A 16,310-nucleotide genomic window follows, 5' to 3' on the forward strand; every position below is an offset into this window, starting at 1 on the left:
ACGCGGCAGGCTGGCGCGGCGGTAGCACCGGGTGTCCTCGCCCTTGCTGCAGCTTACGGCTGGATTTCGTAAAGAATCGACGAAGCGTCGACGGTGTCGACGCTTCGCGGTGGGGTAGCGTGATCCCGTGCTGATCAGGTTCGAGGCCAGCAACTACCGGTCGATCACCGAGGGTGTCGAGCTTTCGATGGTGGCTGTGGACCGCGATCGCGAAGCAGCTCGGGAGCAGCCCCGTCTCGGCGAGAGCCTCCTGACGCTGGCTGCCGTCTACGGACCTAACGCATCCGGCAAGTCGAACGTCGTCGGCGCTCTCGCCTGGCTGCGCGACGCGGTGGAAGACTCGGTCCGCTTCTGGGAGGACGAAATTCCGCTGGAGCCCTTCGCCTTCGGGAGCGGGCCGGCGAAGTCCAGCGAATTCGTCATCGAGATGACGGTCGACGGCGTGCGCTTCGAGTACGTCCTGGAGATCGACGCCACTCAGGTCCTGTATGAGGGCCTCTTCCACTATCCGGAGAGAAAACGCCGCAGGATCTTCGAGCGTGAGGGCTCCGAGTTGAAGCTTCAGCGCGGCCTCGGAGCATTGTCTGGCACCCGGGAGCTCCTCACCGAGCGGACGCTGGCACTTTCTGTCGCACGACGTTTCGAGGAACCTCTTGTGTCGGGGTTCGCCAATGCTCTGCTGCGCATTCAAGTGCTCGGCCAAGTGCCGCGACGAACCCTTCCTGGAGGGATATTCCCCACTTGGCGATCGATGCAGCGCTTCTTCGGCAGGGCGGACACGACCCACTGGTTCGATGGACAGGACAACGACCAGCCCTCCCTTTCCTCCGTCAACGCGGTGGGAAAATGGCCCACCCTGAGCAGGCGCGAACAGGCGCTGGCGCTGCTACGCCTTGCTGACCTGGGCATCGAAGATGTCGTCATCGACGAACAGGAAGTCGTCTATTCCGGCTCCGGAGAGACCCGGACCCAACGTCGATTACGTCTTGTCCACCGGTCCGGCGACAACTCCGCTCCGCTTGACTTCTCGGCGGAGTCAGAGGGAACGAGGACGTGGTTCGGGCTGATCGGCCCCGTGCTGATGGCACTGCAGTCCGGGTCGATCGTCGTCTTCGACGAGTTGGACGCCAGTCTGCATCCGACCCTGTCCGCAGAGCTGCTTCGAGTCTTCCGGAGCCCGGTCACGAATCCGTACGGAGCGCAGCTCGTCTTCACGTCCCACGACACCAGCCTGCTCAATCATCTCAACCGGGACGAGGTCTGGCTCACCGAGAAACGGCTCGACGGGTCCACCCGGCTCGGCGCGCTCGCCGAGTTCGCCGGCGAGCGGGTACGCAGGTCACAGAACCTGGAGAACGCCTACCTCCATGGGCGGTTCGGCGCCCTTCCCCAGGTCGATCAGGCAGAGTTCCTACGAGCGCTCGGGCTGATCGGCTGACCAACGATGAGACAACGCCGCCGCGAGACGAAGTCCCTCAAGCGCACGATCGCCAGTCGCCGAGAACTACGTACGGTCGTCGTGTTCTGCGAAGGCAAGAACTCCGAGCCCGACTACATCAACGGGTTGAAGAGGTTGCCCGAGATAACGGACAACACCGCTCTGAACCTGGAACTCCACCCTGAGCAAGGGGTGCCCCTCACTCTGGTGCGGATGGCAGCCGACCGACTGGCCGACCCGGAGGTGGACGAGTGCTGGTGCATCTTCGACACGGAGTGGCCGAAGAACCATCCGAACCTGTTCGACGCCAGGCAGCTTGCACAGGCCAAGGGCATCGGTCTGGTCATCTCGAACCCGTGCTTCGAACTCTGGCTCATCCTGCACCATCGCGAGTTCACGAGGTTCGTCAGCACCGCCGAGGCGGAAAGCATGAGTCGCAAGCTCGACGGTCGGGCTGGGAAGAGCATCGACAGCAACGTCTACATGCCGCTACGGAAGCAGGCCGCTCGCCGAGCCGAACGTCTCGATCAGTCCCACTCGCGCAACGGCACCGCCTTCCCTGACGACAATCCGTCCTCGGGGATGCATCGCTTCCTGCGTGCACTCGAACAGCGGTAGGCAGACCGCCAGCGAACCGAGCGCGCTCGCCTTCGCGCCAGCGTGGCACGCGTTCGTCGCCGAGTTGGTCGAGCGGGCCTGACCGTCCGGGGCTCGCTCCGATGCCGGCGGGCCGTGGAGATGGAAGGCTCGGCTGGGCGAGGTACGCCTTCAGCCGGGCGTACCGAACTGGAGCCAGACGCGGACCCGCTCGGTGACCTCGTCGCGTCCGCCGAGGGCGTCGCGCACCTCTGCGGCAAACGTGGCTCGGCCCTGCGCGGAAGGCAGTCGGTCGGTCGACAGGGCGGAGAAGACGCCGCCCACCATGTCATCGACGGTGAGCGGCGCGTCGTACTGCACCGACGACTCCGCGTACCGGTAGCCGGCGCGAACGAGGGCGTCCCGGTTGCGTAGGCGGCCGGCGTCGTCGGTTTGGCAGGCAGCTGTGACGGGGTGCCCGAGCAGCCGTTCCAGGCAGTCGCGCAGTGCCCTGGACCAGTCGGCGTCCTGGAGCCACAGCGGCGCTCCGTTGGTGACGACGGCGAAGCCACCGCCGGGACGCAACAGCGGCCGGGCGGCCCTGAACAGCGCGTCGCGGTCCATGAAGTGGATGGCGACGGCGGCGGTCAGCGCGCCGATCGTCCGTCCGCCGAGTAGCCGACCCAGCGCGGGCAGGTCGTTGTCGGTGCCGAGCATCCACATGGTGTTGACCGTCGCGGCGTCGAGGGCGGCCTGGCGGGCCAGAACCAGCATGTCCGGCTCCGGGTCCACGCCGATGACGGTCCCGACCCGGGCGGCGAGCGGGAGGCTCAACTGGGCGGTGCCGCAGCCGAGGTCGACCACCGTGTCCTCGGCGCTGAGGCCGAACGCTCCGACGAGGGCGTCGAGCACCTCGGGCGGGTAACCACGCCGGTGCCTCGCGTAGTACGTCGCCACCTCACCGCTGAAACTCGCCTTCATCTCGACAGCCTGCCTGCGGCGCAGTTCGGAGAGCGAGCGATTCTGCTCAGGGCATGGCCAAGGTGTCGCTGCTTGCGCCGGGCACGGCGAGTCCCTGTGGCTGTGACGTACTGCCCACAGCGAGGGCCAGCAAATCCGGCAGCCGATACCTACAGTCGGGCCATGAGCACCGGCAGAGGCGTGCGGGCGGTCTACCCCGGCAGCTTCGATCCCTTCACTCCCGGGCATCTGGACGTGGTGGACCGGGCACGCCGCCTCTTCGACGAAGTGGTCGTGCTCGTCGCCATCAACAGCCTCAAGAATCCGGGCACCGACGAAGAGGAGCGAGCGGCCGCTGTCCGGGCCGTTCTGCCGGTCGGGTGGACCTCCGTCAGCGTTGCGGCCTGGAGCGGGTTGACCTCCGCCTACTGCCGTCGCCACGAGGTAGGAGTGATCGTCCGAGGCTTGCGGAACACCACCGACATGCAGAGCGAGTACCGGCTCGCCGCGATGAACGAATCGCTCGGTGTCCCCACGGTGTTCCTGCCTGCGCAACCCGAACTGGCCGCGGTGTCCTCGACCGCGGTACGCACGCTGGGGACGTGACCTCCGTCCAGGCAGCCGTGGACGGCCGGACATCACCCGAGTGGCCGGCGCTGTCGCCCCCGTGTCAGCTCGCCTGGTTCTGCTGCTCGGCCCATTCGGCGACCCGTCGCGCGCTCTCCTCCTCGGAGAGATCCTCCACCCGGGTCATGACCGACCACCGTACGCCGAAGGGGTCCCTGATGCTGGCGAACCGGTCGCCGGACACGAACGTGGACGGCGCCTCACGGACGACGGCGCCGGCCGCCTCGGCCCGGGCGACGACGGCGTCCACGTCGGGGCAGTAGAGGCCCATCGAGTAGCAGTCCTGGTCCCCTTCGGGGGCCGCGACGAGCCCGTAGTCGGGCATCGGCTCGCCGAGTTGCAGCAGCCCGTGGCCGAAGTCGAGGACGGCGTGGGCCACGACCCCGCCCATCTCGGTCACGTCGACCACCCGGGCACCGAAGATCTCCCGGTAGAAGTCGATGGCGCCGCGCGCGTCGGGGATCGCCAGGAAGGGGGTCAGGCTGGTGGCGCCGTGCGGCGTACCGTTCGTGGTGTGCGCACCGTCGGCGGCTCGGATCGTTGCAGTCATGTGACCGATCGTAGGAACGGCGGGCGTGGGCCGGCTTGAAGATTCGCGCCAGGCGCCCGCCCCGGGTGCGGCGAGCCCACGGGGTGTCCTCTACCCGGCGCGGCTGCCCACGTTCGACCGGCTCCCGCCGCCGGACGCGGTGCGGCAGCTGGTGCGGTGGTTCTGGATCCCGGAGTGGCAGATCCAGCCGGGGCGGTCCTCCCGGCAGCAGCTGATCGCCTTCCCCGCCTGCAACCTCGTCGTCGAACCGGACGCGGTCGGCATCTCCGGGCCGACGACCGGCAGTTCGCACCGTGACCTCACCGGAACGGGCTGGGCCGTCGGCGCCCTGCTGCGGCCGGCGGCCGTACCCCATCTCGTCGCGGACCCGGCCGCCCTGCGGGACCGCTACGAGGCCGTGGACCTGCCCGATCTGCACGAGCGGGTGTACCGCGAGATGGCCGGGTCGGGCGACCGGCAGACCCGGCACCGCCGGGCCGTCGACGCCTTCGCGGGGTGGCTCAGCGAGGCGATCCCACCGCCGAACGACGAGGCGCTGCTGGCCAACGCGATGGCCGAGGCCATCGACACGGATCCGGCGATCCGGACGGTCGAGGATGCCGCCGTACGCGTGCGCCTGTCCACCCGCTCGTTGCAGCGGCTCGCGGGACGGTACGTCGGGCTGCCGCCGTCGACGATGATCCGTCGGCGTCGGCTACAGGAGGCGGCCGAACGCGTGCGTACCGACCCGGACACGACCCTGGCCGCTGTCGCCGCCGACCTCGGCTACAGCGACCACGCCCACCTCGCCAACGAGTTCCGGTCGGTGCTCGGCCTCTCCCTGAGCAGCTACCGGCAGCGGGTCACGCGCGAGGACGGCGGGGTCTGACAGGACGGATGACCGGGTTCTCCCCGGTCGTCCGATCCGGGTGCGCCAGGGGAATCTCCCCGATGCCCCGGCCGGCACCGGGAGACAAGGCTCGATGTCATGAAAATCATGAACAGCCGGACCGCCCTCGTGGCGACGGCGCTCGCCACCGTGCTGACCGTCGTGGCCCCCGGCACGGTCAACGCCGCACCCCCGGCCCGCTCCGCCGCCGACTGCCGCCCCGGCACCCTCGACCCCGGCCCACTCCGGCAGGCGATCGCCGGACTACCCAACTCCGACGCCACCAGCGCCCAGGTCCGGATCACCACCCCGGACGGCTGCTGGACCGGCGCCACCGGCGTCCGTGACCTGCGCAGTCAGGCCCCCGTGCCGCCGCACGCACGCTTCCGGATCGGCAGCGTCACCAAGGTCTTCACCGCCGCGCTGGTGCTGCAACTGGTCGCCGAGGGCCGCATCGACCTGGCCGACCCGGTGCAGCGGCACCTGCCCGGGCTGCTGCCCGCCGACTACCCGACCGTCACCGTCCGCCAGCTGCTCGACCACACCAACGGCATCCCCAGCCCGACCATGCCGGACGGCATCGAGTGGCAGCTCGCCCACCGGTACGACCGGTGGACCCCGGAGCAGATCGTGCGACTCGGCCTGCGCAACCCCCGGGAGTTCGAACCCGGGACGAAGCAGCGCTACACCAACATGGGCTACATCGTCGCCGGCCTGCTGGTGGAGAAGGTCACCGGCCACCCGTACGCGCGGGAACTGGACCGGCGGATCGCCCGCCCGCTCCACCTGCGGGACACGTACGCCCCCGGCGACGACCCGCGCATCCTCGGCCCGCACGCACACGGATACCAGGCCGTCGTGCGCGACGGGGCCACCGAACTGGTGGACGCCACGACGTGGAGCCAGACCTTCACCCCGGCCTCCGGCAACGTCATCTCCAGCCTCGCCGACCTGGACACGTTCGTCGCCGCGCTCTTCGCCGGCCGGGTCGTGCCGCCGGCCCAGCTGGCCGAGATGTTCACCCTGCCCGCGGTCCCCGACGTCGCCGGTGGTCCGGCCCGGTACAGCGCCGGGCTCACCGCGTTCCCGCTGCCCGGAGGCGAAGTCCTGTGGATCAAGACGGGCTCCCGCTTCGGCTACCTGACCGGCGTGGCGGCCACCCGTGACGGCCGGTTCCGCACGCAGTACTCGATCACCGGGACCGACGCCAAGGGTGAGGAGCTCAGCCGTACGGCTCAGGCCGTCATCGGCGCCGCGCTCGGGATGCTCTGAGGGGGTCAGCGGGGGCCGCGTCGGCGGCGCCGGCGGCGTAACACTCCGGGGTTTCCCACCGCCGGCCAGCCGTCCAGCTCGGCCGGCGGCACGCCCCGGCGCAGCAGGTCGTCGAGGAGCAGCGCCATCGAGTGGCCGGGGTGCTCAGCCAGAGCCCGTTCCAGGGCCACGGCCGCCAGTGCGCCCTGCCCCGCCCGCCAGGCGGCGAACGCCAGCAGCGCGGCCGGCACGGCGATCAGTTCCGGCTCGGCCCGGCGCAGCACGTCGGTCCAGAGCGCGATGTCCTCGTCGCGCCCGTCGGTGCGCTCCCAGGCGTGGTCGCGGACGGGCACGTGGGTCAGCAGCACGCTCAGCCAGGCGACCTCGTCGTCGGTGAGCCGCTGACCCCGCCGGTGCCGACGCAGCGTGGTGCGTACCGCCGCCGCCCCCGCGGAGCGCAGCGTCCGCTCGCCGCGCGGGTCCGTCGCGGGCGCCCGGTCGAGCAGGTCCGCGAGGCGTCGCTCGGCGCGGGCGGTGGCCCGGCGTACGGCCGAGCGGGCCTGACCGGTCACCGGGGCGACCTGCGCGACCAGGGCGGCCCGGTCGGGCAGGGCGACCTGGCCGGCGAAGACGGCCGCCGCGCTGACCTCGCTGGCGCCGACGTCGTAGGGGGTGCCGTCGGGCGGGCAGCACGCCGGCTCGGTGCAGAGGTACGACCAGTAGCGGCCCTCGGTGACGCGCAGGGCGTCGAGCACGGGGAGCCCGGCGGCGGTGAGCGCGGCGCGCACGGCGTCGACCGCCGGGGTGACCAGCGGCGCCGGGCCGTAGCCGAGGACCGTGGTGGTCTCGGCGTGCTGCCGGGCGATGACGCCGGCGAGGTGCCCGGCGGGGTCGCGCGGGTCGGCGAGGTCGGGCAGGTCCGCGCGGGCGGCGAAGGTGATCCGGCGGTCCCGCATCGCCACCACGACGACGCTGTCGGTCGGGTGGAAGCCGAGCAGGTAGGGCACGGCGGCGATGAGGTCGGCGGGGGAACGGACGGCGAGCCGGGGGCGGTCGGTCGGGGTCATGGCTGGCAGCCTGCGACGGGTGCGTCGCGGTCGCCGGCCCCTGTGGACGACACGCGGGTTATCCACAGTCACGGAACGTATCGTCGCAGCTCAGGGGCTTACGTCCCGACGCGGGTCGAGTGATCGGGCCGGGTCGCCACCAGGGATGCCAGCTCGCTGCGGGAGCCGACGCCCAGCTTGGGATACGCCTTGTAGAGGTGGTAGCCGACCGTCCGGGGGCTCAGGAAGAGCTGCGCGCCGATCTCCCGGTTGCTCAGCCCGCGGGCCGCCAACTGCACCACCTGGTGTTCCTGCGGGGTCAACCGCTGCACGGCGCCCGGGTCGGCGGCCCGCACGCTCTCCCCGGCGGCGCGCAGCTCGGCACGCGCCCGCGCGCTCCAGGGGTGGGCCTGGAGCCGGTCGAAGATCTCCAGCGCCGAGTGCAGCACGATCCGGGCCTCGCTGATCCGGCGTGCCCGGCGCAGCCACTCGCCGTACAGCAGCTCCGTGCGGGCCCGCTCGAACGGGGTGCCGCCCTCCTGGTGCAGCGCCACCGCCTGGGCGTACTGGCCGTCGGCGTTGCCGTCCAGCAGCGCCTGGCAGCGCAGCGCGACCGCCCGCGTCCACGGCTGCCGGACGCGCCCGGCCCATTCGGCGTACTGCCGGGCGGCGGCCAGCCCGTCTTCCCGCCGGTCCACCCGGATCGCGGCCTCCACCAGGTCGGGAAGGCTGGCCATCGCGCCGCCCCGGTGCCGCGCGCCCAGCATGCCGGAGAGTCGGCCGAAGGCTGCCTCGTACCGGCCGAGGCCCAGGTCGAGCAGGCTCAGCGCGCCGGCGGCGTGGACGTTGCCCGGCGTCACGCCCCGCGCGATCGGTGCCGCCGCAAGCTCGATGCACCGCTGTTCCTCACCCCGGATGGCGGCCAGGCCGGCGAGCACGGTGGTCAGGTAGACCGCGTGCCGGCGCTGCCCGGTGTCGGCGGCGATCCGCAGCCCCTCCGTCGCGTTGGCCTCCGCGTCGTCGTGCCGGCCCCGCATGAGCTGGGCGCGGGCGAGCAGCGGCAGCACCGAGGCCAGCAGGCCGGCGGCACCCTGCTGACGGGCCACGGCGGCCAGCCGCGCCGCGACGTCGTCCGCGCTGTCCAGGTCGGCCAGCATGATGTGCCACCACCCGATGTCGAGCAGTTCGAGGTGCCGGTCGCACCTGGCCGTCTCCTCGACCAGCACCCGCAGCGGTGCGATGGCGGCGTCGGTGAGGGCGTTCTGCGCGGCGAACGCACGCGACAGCGCGGTGACCAGGTGGGCGCTGGGCACGCCGAGTTCCTCGGCCCGGGCGGCGGTGCGGTCCAGCGCGTCGAAGTCGCCCGCGTGGGCGGCCGCCCGGCCGGCGCGGAAGAGCAGGTGACCGGCCAGGCTCAGGTCGAGGGCGGCCACCGCCACGGCGGCGTCGGAGAGCAGGCGGTGGGCCTCCCTGGGACGGTCCCGCGAGTCCAGCACGGTGGCGCGGACCAGGGCGATGTCGGCCAGTTGCACGGGATCGGTGACGTGGTCGGCGGCCTGGTCGGCCAGCGTCGCGGCCCGGTCCAGCTGGCCGGTGTCGGCCGCCGCCTCCGCCGCGACGGTCAGCCGCCGCCCGCGCCGGGCCCGGTCCGCCGTGAGCCCGGCGGCCCGTTCGTACATCGCCGAGACCACGGCGCTTCCCCGGGCCGCCCCGCTCCGCGCGGCGGTCTCCAGGGCGGCCGCCGCCTCCTCGTCCGGCCCTGTCGCCATCGCCGACCGGTGCCAGGCGTACGAGCAGACGTCGCCCCGGGCCGCGTAGACCGCCGCGAGCGCCTCGTGCGCCGCCATCCGGCTGCCGGCCTCCACGGTGTCCCGCAGTGCCGAGAACACCAGCGGGTGACGGAACACCAGCCGGCCGTCCACCAGCCGCACGAGCTGTGCCTGCTCGGCGGGGGCCAGGTCGTCCCGGGTGCAGCCGAGGCGCTCGGCGGCCGGGAACACCACGGAGGCGTCGGCGGAGGACGCGTCGGCGACGACGCCGAGCAGCCGCCGGGTCGCCTCGGGCAGCCGCCGCACCCGCTCGGCGAAGACCTCGTGGAGTCGCTGGTAGCGCGAGGACGGCAGCCGGCGCGGCATGCCGTCGACCGGCAACTCCAGCAGGGCGAGCGGATTGCCCTGCGCCTCGGTGAGCAGATCGGGCCGGAGGTGGCCGGGTACCGGCTCCGACCGCTGCGCCAGCACCTCGGCGGCGGCCGACTCGCCCAACGGCCCGACCGGCAGCTCCGGCAGACCGGCCGGGTCGAACGGGGACACCTCGTCGGTGCGGACCGCGACGATCACCGCGACCGGCTCGGCGTCGAGCCGTCGGACGGCGAAGAGCAGCGCCTGCGCCGAGGCCGGGTCGAGCCAGTGCGCGTCGTCGACCAGGCAGAGCAGCGGGCGTTCCTCGGCCAACTCGGCCAGCAGGGTCAGCACGGCCAGCCCGACCAGGTAGCGGTCGACGTCGCCGCCGGCCTCCTGACCGAGCGCCACCCGCAACGCCCGGACCTGCGGGGCGGGCAGGGCGTCGATCCGGTCGATCTCGCGGCCCAGGAGCAGGTGCAGCCCGGCGAACGGGAAGCCCGCCTCCGACTCGATGCCGTCGGTGCGCAGCACCCGCATGTCGTCGGCGCGGGCAGCGGCGTCGCCGAGCAGCGCCGACTTGCCGATGCCGGCCTCACCCCGCAGGACGAGCACACCACTGCGTCCGGCCCGCGCCTGCCGGAGCAGGGCGTCGATCCGGGCGGTCTCCTCGCTTCGGCCGTGCAGCACGGGGATCAAGGCTACGCGGGCACCGGGCCCGTCGACACGTACCGCGCGCTGTTCGGCAGCGCTCTCCCGCGCGGACCTCAGGCCACGTACGGGACGCGCTGGCGGGCCTCCCGCAGTGCCCGCCCCCACCAGCCGAGCTGGTCCAGGACGGTCTTGGCGGCGTTGTCGCAGCCCTGTGGTTCCACCGGCGCCCCCGTCTCGTCGAACCTGTCCCAGCAGCCGTGGAAGCTGACGGTGTCCCGCACCGTCGTCGCGTGTACTTCGGCGAACACCGGGCGCAGGTGCTCCACCGCGCGCAGCCCGCCGGAGACCCCGCCGTAGGAGACGAAACCGACCGGCTTGGCGTGCCACTCGTCGCGGTACCAGTCGATCGCGGTCTTGATCGAGGCCGGGTAGCTGTGGTTGTACTCGGGTGTCACCACCACGAAGGCGTCGGCGGCGGCCAGCCGTGGCGCGAGCGCGTCCACCGCCGCCGGCTGCGGGGCGCCGAACGCGGTGAGCGTCGGCGGCAGGTCGACCTCGGCCAGGTCGACCACGTCGATCTCGAAGCCGTCGTGCCGGCGCGCCCGGTCGACGAACCAGTCGGCCACGACCGGGCCGAACCGGCCCGCCCGGGTGCTGCCGACGATGACGGCGAGCCGCAGCTTCTGCGTGGTCATGGTGCTCTCCCAGTGCGTTCGGGGTGGGTGTGCCGACCACGCTAGGCAGCCGGCGGGGCCCCGCCATCTGTCAACTGACCGGTCGACCGGCCCGGCCCCGCGCCGGCGGCCGGTACGGTCGTTCGACAGATGCCCGACAAGGGTTCGCGTCCCTACCGTCGGTGCCCATGACCACCGCACCCGCACCGCAGTCGTCGGCTCCGGCCGTCCGCACCCGCTGGGCCCCGGTCGTAGCGGTCGCCCTCGCCATGCTCGTGGCGACCTCCGAGATGAGCATGGCCGGCGTCGTACTGCCCTCGATCGGCGCCGACCTGGGCGCCGACCCGGCCGCCACGACGTGGGTGCTGCTCGCGTACGCGCTGCCGATGGCCGCTATCGCCATCCCGGCCGGCCGCTGGGCCGACCGGGCGGATCCCCGGCTGATCCTCGCCGTGTCCATGACCGGTGTCGGGGTCACCAGCGTGCTCGCCGCCCTCGCCCCGGCGCTGTGGGTGCTGCTGGCCGTACGGCTGCTCCAAGGCGTCGCGGGCGGGCTCACCCTGGCGGTCTACCTGCCGGTCATCGCCGCGACCGTGCGGGCGGACCAGCGGGCCCGCGCGATCGGCGCGGTGGTGACGATCATGACCGTCGGCGGGATGGCCGGCACCTCGTTCGGCGGGCTGGTCGCCGGCGCCGTCGGTTGGCGCGCGGTGTTCCTGCTGAAGCTGCCCCTCGTCGCGGTCGCGCTCTTGCTGGGCCTGCGGGCGTTGCCCCGCGACGGCCGAGGGCTGCCCGCCCCGGGCCTGCCGCTGCTGCGCGAGGCGGTGCTGCTGGGCGGCACGGTCGCCGCGGTGCTCGTCGCCGTCGACGAGATCGCGGCCCGGCCGGTGCTGGCCGCCGGGCTCGGCGCGCTGTCCGTGGGACTCGGCCTGACCTGGGCGCGGTTGCCCGCCTCACGGCCGGTCGTCGCGCTGGTCCGCGCCCGCCGTTTCGGGTTCACCACCCTCGGGCTGTTCCTGGTGTGCTTCAACGTCGCGGTGACGGTCTTCCTGCTGCCGTACTTCGTCGCCGACGTGCTGCACGAGGGCCCCGAGGTGGCCGGGATGCTGCTGCTGGTCCAGATCGGCGCCATGACGGTCACCTCGCCTGTCGCCGGCTGGCTCGCCGACCGGGTCGGCGCGCTGCCGACGGCGGCGACGGGCGCCGGGCTGACCGCCGGGGCCACGCTGCTGCCGGTCACCCTCTCCGCCGACGCCGGGCTGGTGCACCTCGGCTGGCAGGTCGCGCTGATCGGCGTCGGATTCGGCCTGTTCAACACCCCGGTCATCGCGGCGGTCATGGCGACGGCGCCCGCCGGCTCGACCGGTGCCGCCGGCGGCGTCGGCGGCACCGTCCGGATGATCGCGACGACGCTCGCGCCAGCGGTCGCCGCGCTGTGCTGGACCGTCGCCGGGGGCGGGCTGGCCGGCTTCCGTACCGCCCTGGTGGTGCTCACGGTGATCCAGGCCGCCGGGATGCTGGCGCTGCTCGCCGCCGGACCGGGTAAGGAAGGGGCCCTTCCTTACATGTCAGAGGCCGTTCACCGAGGCGGCCAACCACGGGCAGCTGCGGATCACGAACAGCACGGCCTATCGCAACGGCAAGGCCGGGTTCGCGTTCGTCGGCTCGCCGTCGGTGCTGCGGCACAACCTGGCCCTGGCCAACCGCGACGAGACGTGGCTCGGCGGGACGGTCGACGACGAGGACAACTCGTGGAACCAGCGGGACTGGGCGACGACGACCCTGCGCAGCGGCGACCCGTCCTCGGCCGAGGGGCCACGGGGTGCCGGGGGCGCGCTGCCGGAGACCACGTTCCTGCTGAACCGCCGCGATCAGGCCATGGGCGCCGACATGCGGTGACGGCGGGGCCACCCGACCAGGCGCAGCCCGGCGGGCCGAGCCGCCGACACCGTGCGGCCGGCACCCGTCGGCCGGCGGGAGGGGTTACCTTGCGCAGATGGATCTGGCGTACCTGCGGGCACACCCGGAGCACCTGCCGACCTTCCTGACCCACCAGCGGATCCGGGAGACGCCGGTCGCCGGCGGCGACATCTGTGCCGCGTCCCGGCTGACGCTGGACGACGGGCACTCGGTGTTCGCCAAGACCTGGCCGGAGGCCGCCGCAAAGCCCGCGCCGGAGGGCTTCTTCGCCGCCGAGGCGGCCGGCCTGCGCTGGCTGCGCGAGGCCGGGACGGTCGCCGTACCGGAGGTGGTGGTGGCGCTGCCCGGGCTGCTGGCGCTGGAGTGGATCGAGCCCGGCGAGCCGACGCCCGAGGTGGCCGAGCGGTTCGGCCGCGAGCTGGCCGGGCTGCACCGGGCCGGGGCGTCGGACTTCGGGGCCGGGTGGAACGGCTTCATCGGGGCGCTGCCGGCGGACAACACGCCCGACGACGGCCCCTGGTCGGGCTGGTTCGCGCGGGCCCGGCTCGTCCCGTACCTCCGGATGTCGGTCGACGGCGGCGGGCTCACCGGCGCCGAGGCCGGCCTGGTCGAGCAGGTCGTCGAGCGGATCGGCGAGTTCGGCGGTGACGAGCCGCCGGCCCGGATCCACGGTGACCTCTGGCCGGGCAACGCGCTCTGGGGCGCGGACGACCGGGTCTGGCTGGTCGACCCGGCGGCGCACGGCGGTCACCGCGAGACCGACCTGGCGCAGTTGGCCCTCTTCGGCGGCACGCCGCACCTCGACCGGATCCTTTCCGCGTACGCGGAGGAGTGGCCGTTGGCCGACGGCTGGCGGGATCGGGTGCCGCTGCACCAGCTCCACCTGATGCTGGTGCACACCGCACTGTTCGGCGCGGCGTACCGGGATGCGGTCGCCCGTACCGCCCGGTCGGCCCTGGCCGGGCGCGGGCGCGCTACCGTCGACGGGTGACCGCCGCCCCGCCGACCGACGGCGTCCTCGCCGACCGGTACGGCCGCGTCGCCCGGGACCTGCGGGTCTCCCTCACCGACAAGTGCAACCTGCGCTGCACCTACTGCATGCCGGCCGAAGGGCTGGCCTGGCTGCCCAACCCGCAACTGCTCGACGACGACGAGATCGTCCGGCTGGTCGGGGTCGCGGTGCGCCTGCTCGGCGTGACCGAGGTCCGGTTCACCGGCGGGGAGCCGCTGATCCGGCCCGGCCTGGCCGGCATCGTGGCCGCCGTGGCGGCGCTGGAGCCACGCCCCCGCATCTCGCTGACCACCAACGGGATCGGGCTGGACCGGCTCGCCCCCGGGCTGCGCGCCGCCGGGCTGGACCGGGTGAACGTGTCGTTGGACACGCTGGATCCGGAGCGGTTCGCCCGGCTGACCCGGCGCCCGCGCCTGGCGGACGTGCTGGCCGGGCTGGCCGGCGCCGCCGACGCCGGGCTCACCCCCGTGAAGATCAATTCGGTGCTGATGCGGGGCGTCAACGACGACGAGGCGCCCCGACTGCTCCGCTTCGCCCTCGACCACGGCTACGAGCTGCGGTTCATCGAGCAGATGCCGCTCGACGCCCAGCACGGCTGGGACCGGCGGACCATGGTCACCGCCGACGGGATCCTGGCCGCCCTGCGCGGGGAGTTCGACCTGGTCCCCGACCCGGCGGAGCGCGGCGCGGCACCGGCCGAGACCTGGCTGGTCGACGGCGGCCCCGCCCGGGTCGGCGTGATCGCCAGCGTCACCCGGCCGTTCTGCGGCGACTGCGACCGCACCCGGCTCACCGCCGACGGGCAGGTGCGCGCCTGCCTCTTCGCCACCGAGGAGTCCGACCTGCGCGGGGCCCTGCGGGCCGGGGCGGACGACGACGAGCTGGCCCGGCGCTGGCGGGCCGCGATGTGGGGCAAGCGGGCCGGGCACGGCATCGACGACCCGGCCTTCCTCCAGCCCGCCCGGCCGATGTCCGCGATCGGAGGCTGACCGTGGCAGAACCGACGCGCCCGGCTGACACCGGGCCACCCGCCCAGGCACGCCCCGCTGACACCGGGCCACCCGCCCAGGACGCCGGTGCCGGGGCGCCGGTGACCGTCCGCTACTTCGCCGGGGCGCGGGCCGCCGCCGGCCGGACCGAGGAGACCGCATCCGCCGGGCGGTCCCTGGACGAACTCGTCGTGGAGCTGACCGCCCGGCACGGCGAGCGGCTCGCCGTCGTCCTGAAGGTGGCGAGTTTCCTGGTCGACGGCGTGACCTGTCATGATCGTCGGGCACCGCTACCGGCCGGAGTCACGATCGACGTCCTGCCGCCCTTCGCGGGCGGCTGAGGGAGGCGCACACATGCTGGCGGCACTGGCGTTCGTCGCCACCATCGCGCTCATCACCGGCCTGATCCACCTCTACCTGTGGAAGCGCCTGGTGCGGGACACCACCGCCCCGGGCCGGTGGCGGCGGATCGGCGGGATCACCGTACTGGTGCTCGCGCTGCTCGTACCGGCGACCATGGCCGGCACCCAGGCGGGCCTCTACTGGCTCGCGTGGCCGGGCTACCTCTGGCTCGCGGTCATGTTCTACCTGCTGGTCCTGCTCGTGGCGCTGGAAGTGCCGATGGCGGTGGCGAAGCTGGTGCTGCGCCGCCGGGTCGTCGCCGCGGAGCCCACGGCCGCCGCGCCCGAGCCCGCCATGGTCGGCGCCGCCGGGCCGGCCGACCCGCCGGCCGCCGACGCCGTCGCGCAGCCCGACCACGACCCTTCCCGCCGGTTGCTGCTCGCCCGCGGGACCGCGATCTTCGCCGGGCTCACCGCCACCGGCCTCACCGGGTACGGCATCCGCACCGCCCTCGGCCCGCCGCAGCTCGACCGGGTGCAGATCCCGCTGGCCAAGCTCCCCCGCAGCATGGACGGCCTGCGGATCGCCACGGTCTCCGACATCCACCTCGGTCCGCTGCGCGGACGGGCGCACACCGAGCGGATCGTCGCCGCGATCAACCGCCTGGACGCCGACATCGTCGCCGTCGTCGGCGACCTCGTCGACGGCTCGGTGGCCGAGCTGGGCGAGGCGGCCGAGCCGCTGCGCGGGCTGCGCTCCCGGCACGGCAGCTACTTCGTCACCGGCAACCACGAGTACTACTCCGGTGTCGAGGAGTGGGTGCAGGAACTGGACCGGCTCGGCCTGCGGGTCATGCAGAACGAGCGGACGGAGATCCAGGCCCGCGGCGGCGTACTCGACCTGGCCGGGGTGAACGACGTCACCGCCGCCGGCACCGGTCTGGCGGCCCCGGCTGACTACGCGGCGGCGCTCGGCGACCGCGACCCGAACCGCCCGGTGGTGCTGCTCGCCCACCAGCCGGTCGCGGCGACGGAGGCGGCGAAGTTCGGTGTCGACCTCCAACTGTCCGGGCACACCCACGGCGGCCAGATGGTCCCGTTCAACCTGCTGGTGAAGCTCCAGCAGCCGGTGGTCTCCGGCCTCGGCGAGGTCGACGGCACCAAGGTCTACGTCACCAACGGCGCAGGCTTCTGGGGCCCGCCGGTCCGCGTCGGCGCCGAGCCGCAGATCACCCTGGTGGAGCTGCGCTCCCGCTGACCCATAGCGCGGGCGGCCGGCGTTGT

Annotated in this window: 15 protein-coding genes; 10 read left to right on the forward strand and 5 right to left on the reverse strand. The window is 73.3% G+C overall.

Annotated features, from left to right (window positions below):
• Positions 1 to 127: 127 nt before the first annotated feature.
• Positions 128 to 1,438: an AAA family ATPase gene (locus RM555_RS00700; RefSeq protein WP_311409918.1), complete on the forward strand. Its 1,311-nt coding sequence runs from the start codon at positions 128 to 130 to the stop codon at positions 1,436 to 1,438.
• A gap of 6 nt (positions 1,439 to 1,444) precedes the next feature.
• A complete protein-coding gene (locus RM555_RS00705; protein WP_311409919.1) occupies positions 1,445 to 2,056 on the forward strand; it encodes an RloB family protein in 612 nt (203 codons plus the stop codon).
• Positions 2,057 to 2,206: 150 nt separating this feature from the next.
• Here the strand turns inward: RM555_RS00705 and RM555_RS00710 are convergent, their stop codons facing one another.
• Positions 2,207 to 2,995, reverse strand: coding sequence for a class I SAM-dependent methyltransferase (locus RM555_RS00710; RefSeq protein WP_311409920.1), 789 nt, complete (start codon positions 2,993 to 2,995; stop codon positions 2,207 to 2,209).
• A 162-nt stretch (positions 2,996 to 3,157) separates the two neighbouring features.
• Between RM555_RS00710 and coaD the strand changes: the two genes are divergently transcribed.
• The gene (coaD, locus tag RM555_RS00715) at positions 3,158 to 3,580 is read left to right on the forward strand and encodes a pantetheine-phosphate adenylyltransferase (protein ID WP_311409921.1); all 423 of its coding nucleotides are present in this window, start codon (positions 3,158 to 3,160) and stop codon (positions 3,578 to 3,580) included.
• A gap of 64 nt (positions 3,581 to 3,644) precedes the next feature.
• Here coaD and RM555_RS00720 read toward each other — a convergent pair whose 3' ends face one another.
• Positions 3,645 to 4,151, reverse strand: coding sequence for a VOC family protein (locus RM555_RS00720; RefSeq protein ID WP_311409922.1), 507 nt, complete (start codon positions 4,149 to 4,151; stop codon positions 3,645 to 3,647).
• 25 nt (positions 4,152 to 4,176) lie between these two features.
• Here RM555_RS00720 and RM555_RS00725 point away from each other — a divergent pair, with 25 nt between their 5' ends.
• Positions 4,177 to 5,019, forward strand: coding sequence for an AraC family transcriptional regulator (locus RM555_RS00725; RefSeq protein WP_311409923.1), 843 nt, complete (start codon positions 4,177 to 4,179; stop codon positions 5,017 to 5,019).
• Positions 5,020 to 5,127: 108 nt separating this feature from the next.
• Entirely contained in the window at positions 5,128 to 6,291 is a 1,164-nt protein-coding gene (locus tag RM555_RS00730) for a serine hydrolase domain-containing protein (protein WP_311409924.1), read from the forward strand.
• 5 nt (positions 6,292 to 6,296) lie between these two features.
• On the opposite strand, the gene RM555_RS00735 is transcribed toward RM555_RS00730, so the two are convergent.
• The 3 genes from RM555_RS00735 to RM555_RS00745 all read right to left on the reverse strand — a co-directional run bounded on the left by RM555_RS00735 (position 6,297) and on the right by RM555_RS00745 (position 10,785).
• Positions 6,297 to 7,337 (reverse strand): DUF4192 domain-containing protein, encoded by a 1,041-nt coding sequence (locus tag RM555_RS00735; RefSeq protein ID WP_311409925.1) that lies wholly within the window; start codon positions 7,335 to 7,337, stop codon positions 6,297 to 6,299.
• 98 nt (positions 7,338 to 7,435) lie between these two features.
• Positions 7,436 to 10,126: an ATP-binding protein gene (locus RM555_RS00740; protein WP_311409926.1), complete on the reverse strand. Its 2,691-nt coding sequence runs from the start codon at positions 10,124 to 10,126 to the stop codon at positions 7,436 to 7,438.
• Positions 10,127 to 10,203: 77 nt separating this feature from the next.
• Complete coding sequence (locus tag RM555_RS00745) at positions 10,204 to 10,785, reverse strand: NADPH-dependent FMN reductase (protein WP_311409927.1); 582 nt, start codon at positions 10,783 to 10,785, stop codon at positions 10,204 to 10,206.
• A 167-nt stretch (positions 10,786 to 10,952) separates the two neighbouring features.
• On the opposite strand from RM555_RS00745, the gene RM555_RS00750 reads away from it, so the two are divergent.
• The 5 genes from RM555_RS00750 (at position 10,953) to RM555_RS00770 (ending at position 16,284) form a co-directional block, all read left to right on the forward strand.
• Positions 10,953 to 12,812 carry an MFS transporter gene (locus RM555_RS00750; RefSeq protein ID WP_311409928.1) on the forward strand — a complete coding sequence of 620 codons (1,860 nt, stop codon included), beginning with the start codon at positions 10,953 to 10,955 and terminating at the stop codon, positions 12,810 to 12,812.
• A complete protein-coding gene (locus RM555_RS00755; RefSeq protein ID WP_311409929.1) occupies positions 12,761 to 13,675 on the forward strand; it encodes a fructosamine kinase family protein in 915 nt (304 codons plus the stop codon). The genes RM555_RS00750 and RM555_RS00755 overlap by 52 nt, the downstream gene beginning before the upstream one ends.
• The gene (moaA, locus tag RM555_RS00760) at positions 13,672 to 14,685 is read left to right on the forward strand and encodes a GTP 3',8-cyclase MoaA (protein ID WP_311409930.1); all 1,014 of its coding nucleotides are present in this window, start codon (positions 13,672 to 13,674) and stop codon (positions 14,683 to 14,685) included. Before RM555_RS00755 ends, moaA begins: the two co-directional genes overlap by 4 nt.
• A gap of 101 nt (positions 14,686 to 14,786) precedes the next feature.
• On the forward strand, positions 14,787 to 15,026 hold the full coding sequence (locus tag RM555_RS00765; protein WP_311410100.1) for a MoaD/ThiS family protein: 240 nt from the start codon (positions 14,787 to 14,789) through the stop codon (positions 15,024 to 15,026).
• 13 nt (positions 15,027 to 15,039) lie between these two features.
• Positions 15,040 to 16,284: a metallophosphoesterase gene (locus RM555_RS00770; protein ID WP_311409931.1), complete on the forward strand. Its 1,245-nt coding sequence runs from the start codon at positions 15,040 to 15,042 to the stop codon at positions 16,282 to 16,284.
• Positions 16,285 to 16,310 lie beyond the last annotated feature (26 nt).

Origin of the sequence: Micromonospora reichwaldensis (assembly GCF_031845925.1) — a bacterium.
Classification (GTDB): Bacteria; Actinomycetota; Actinomycetes; order Mycobacteriales; family Micromonosporaceae; genus Micromonospora; species Micromonospora reichwaldensis.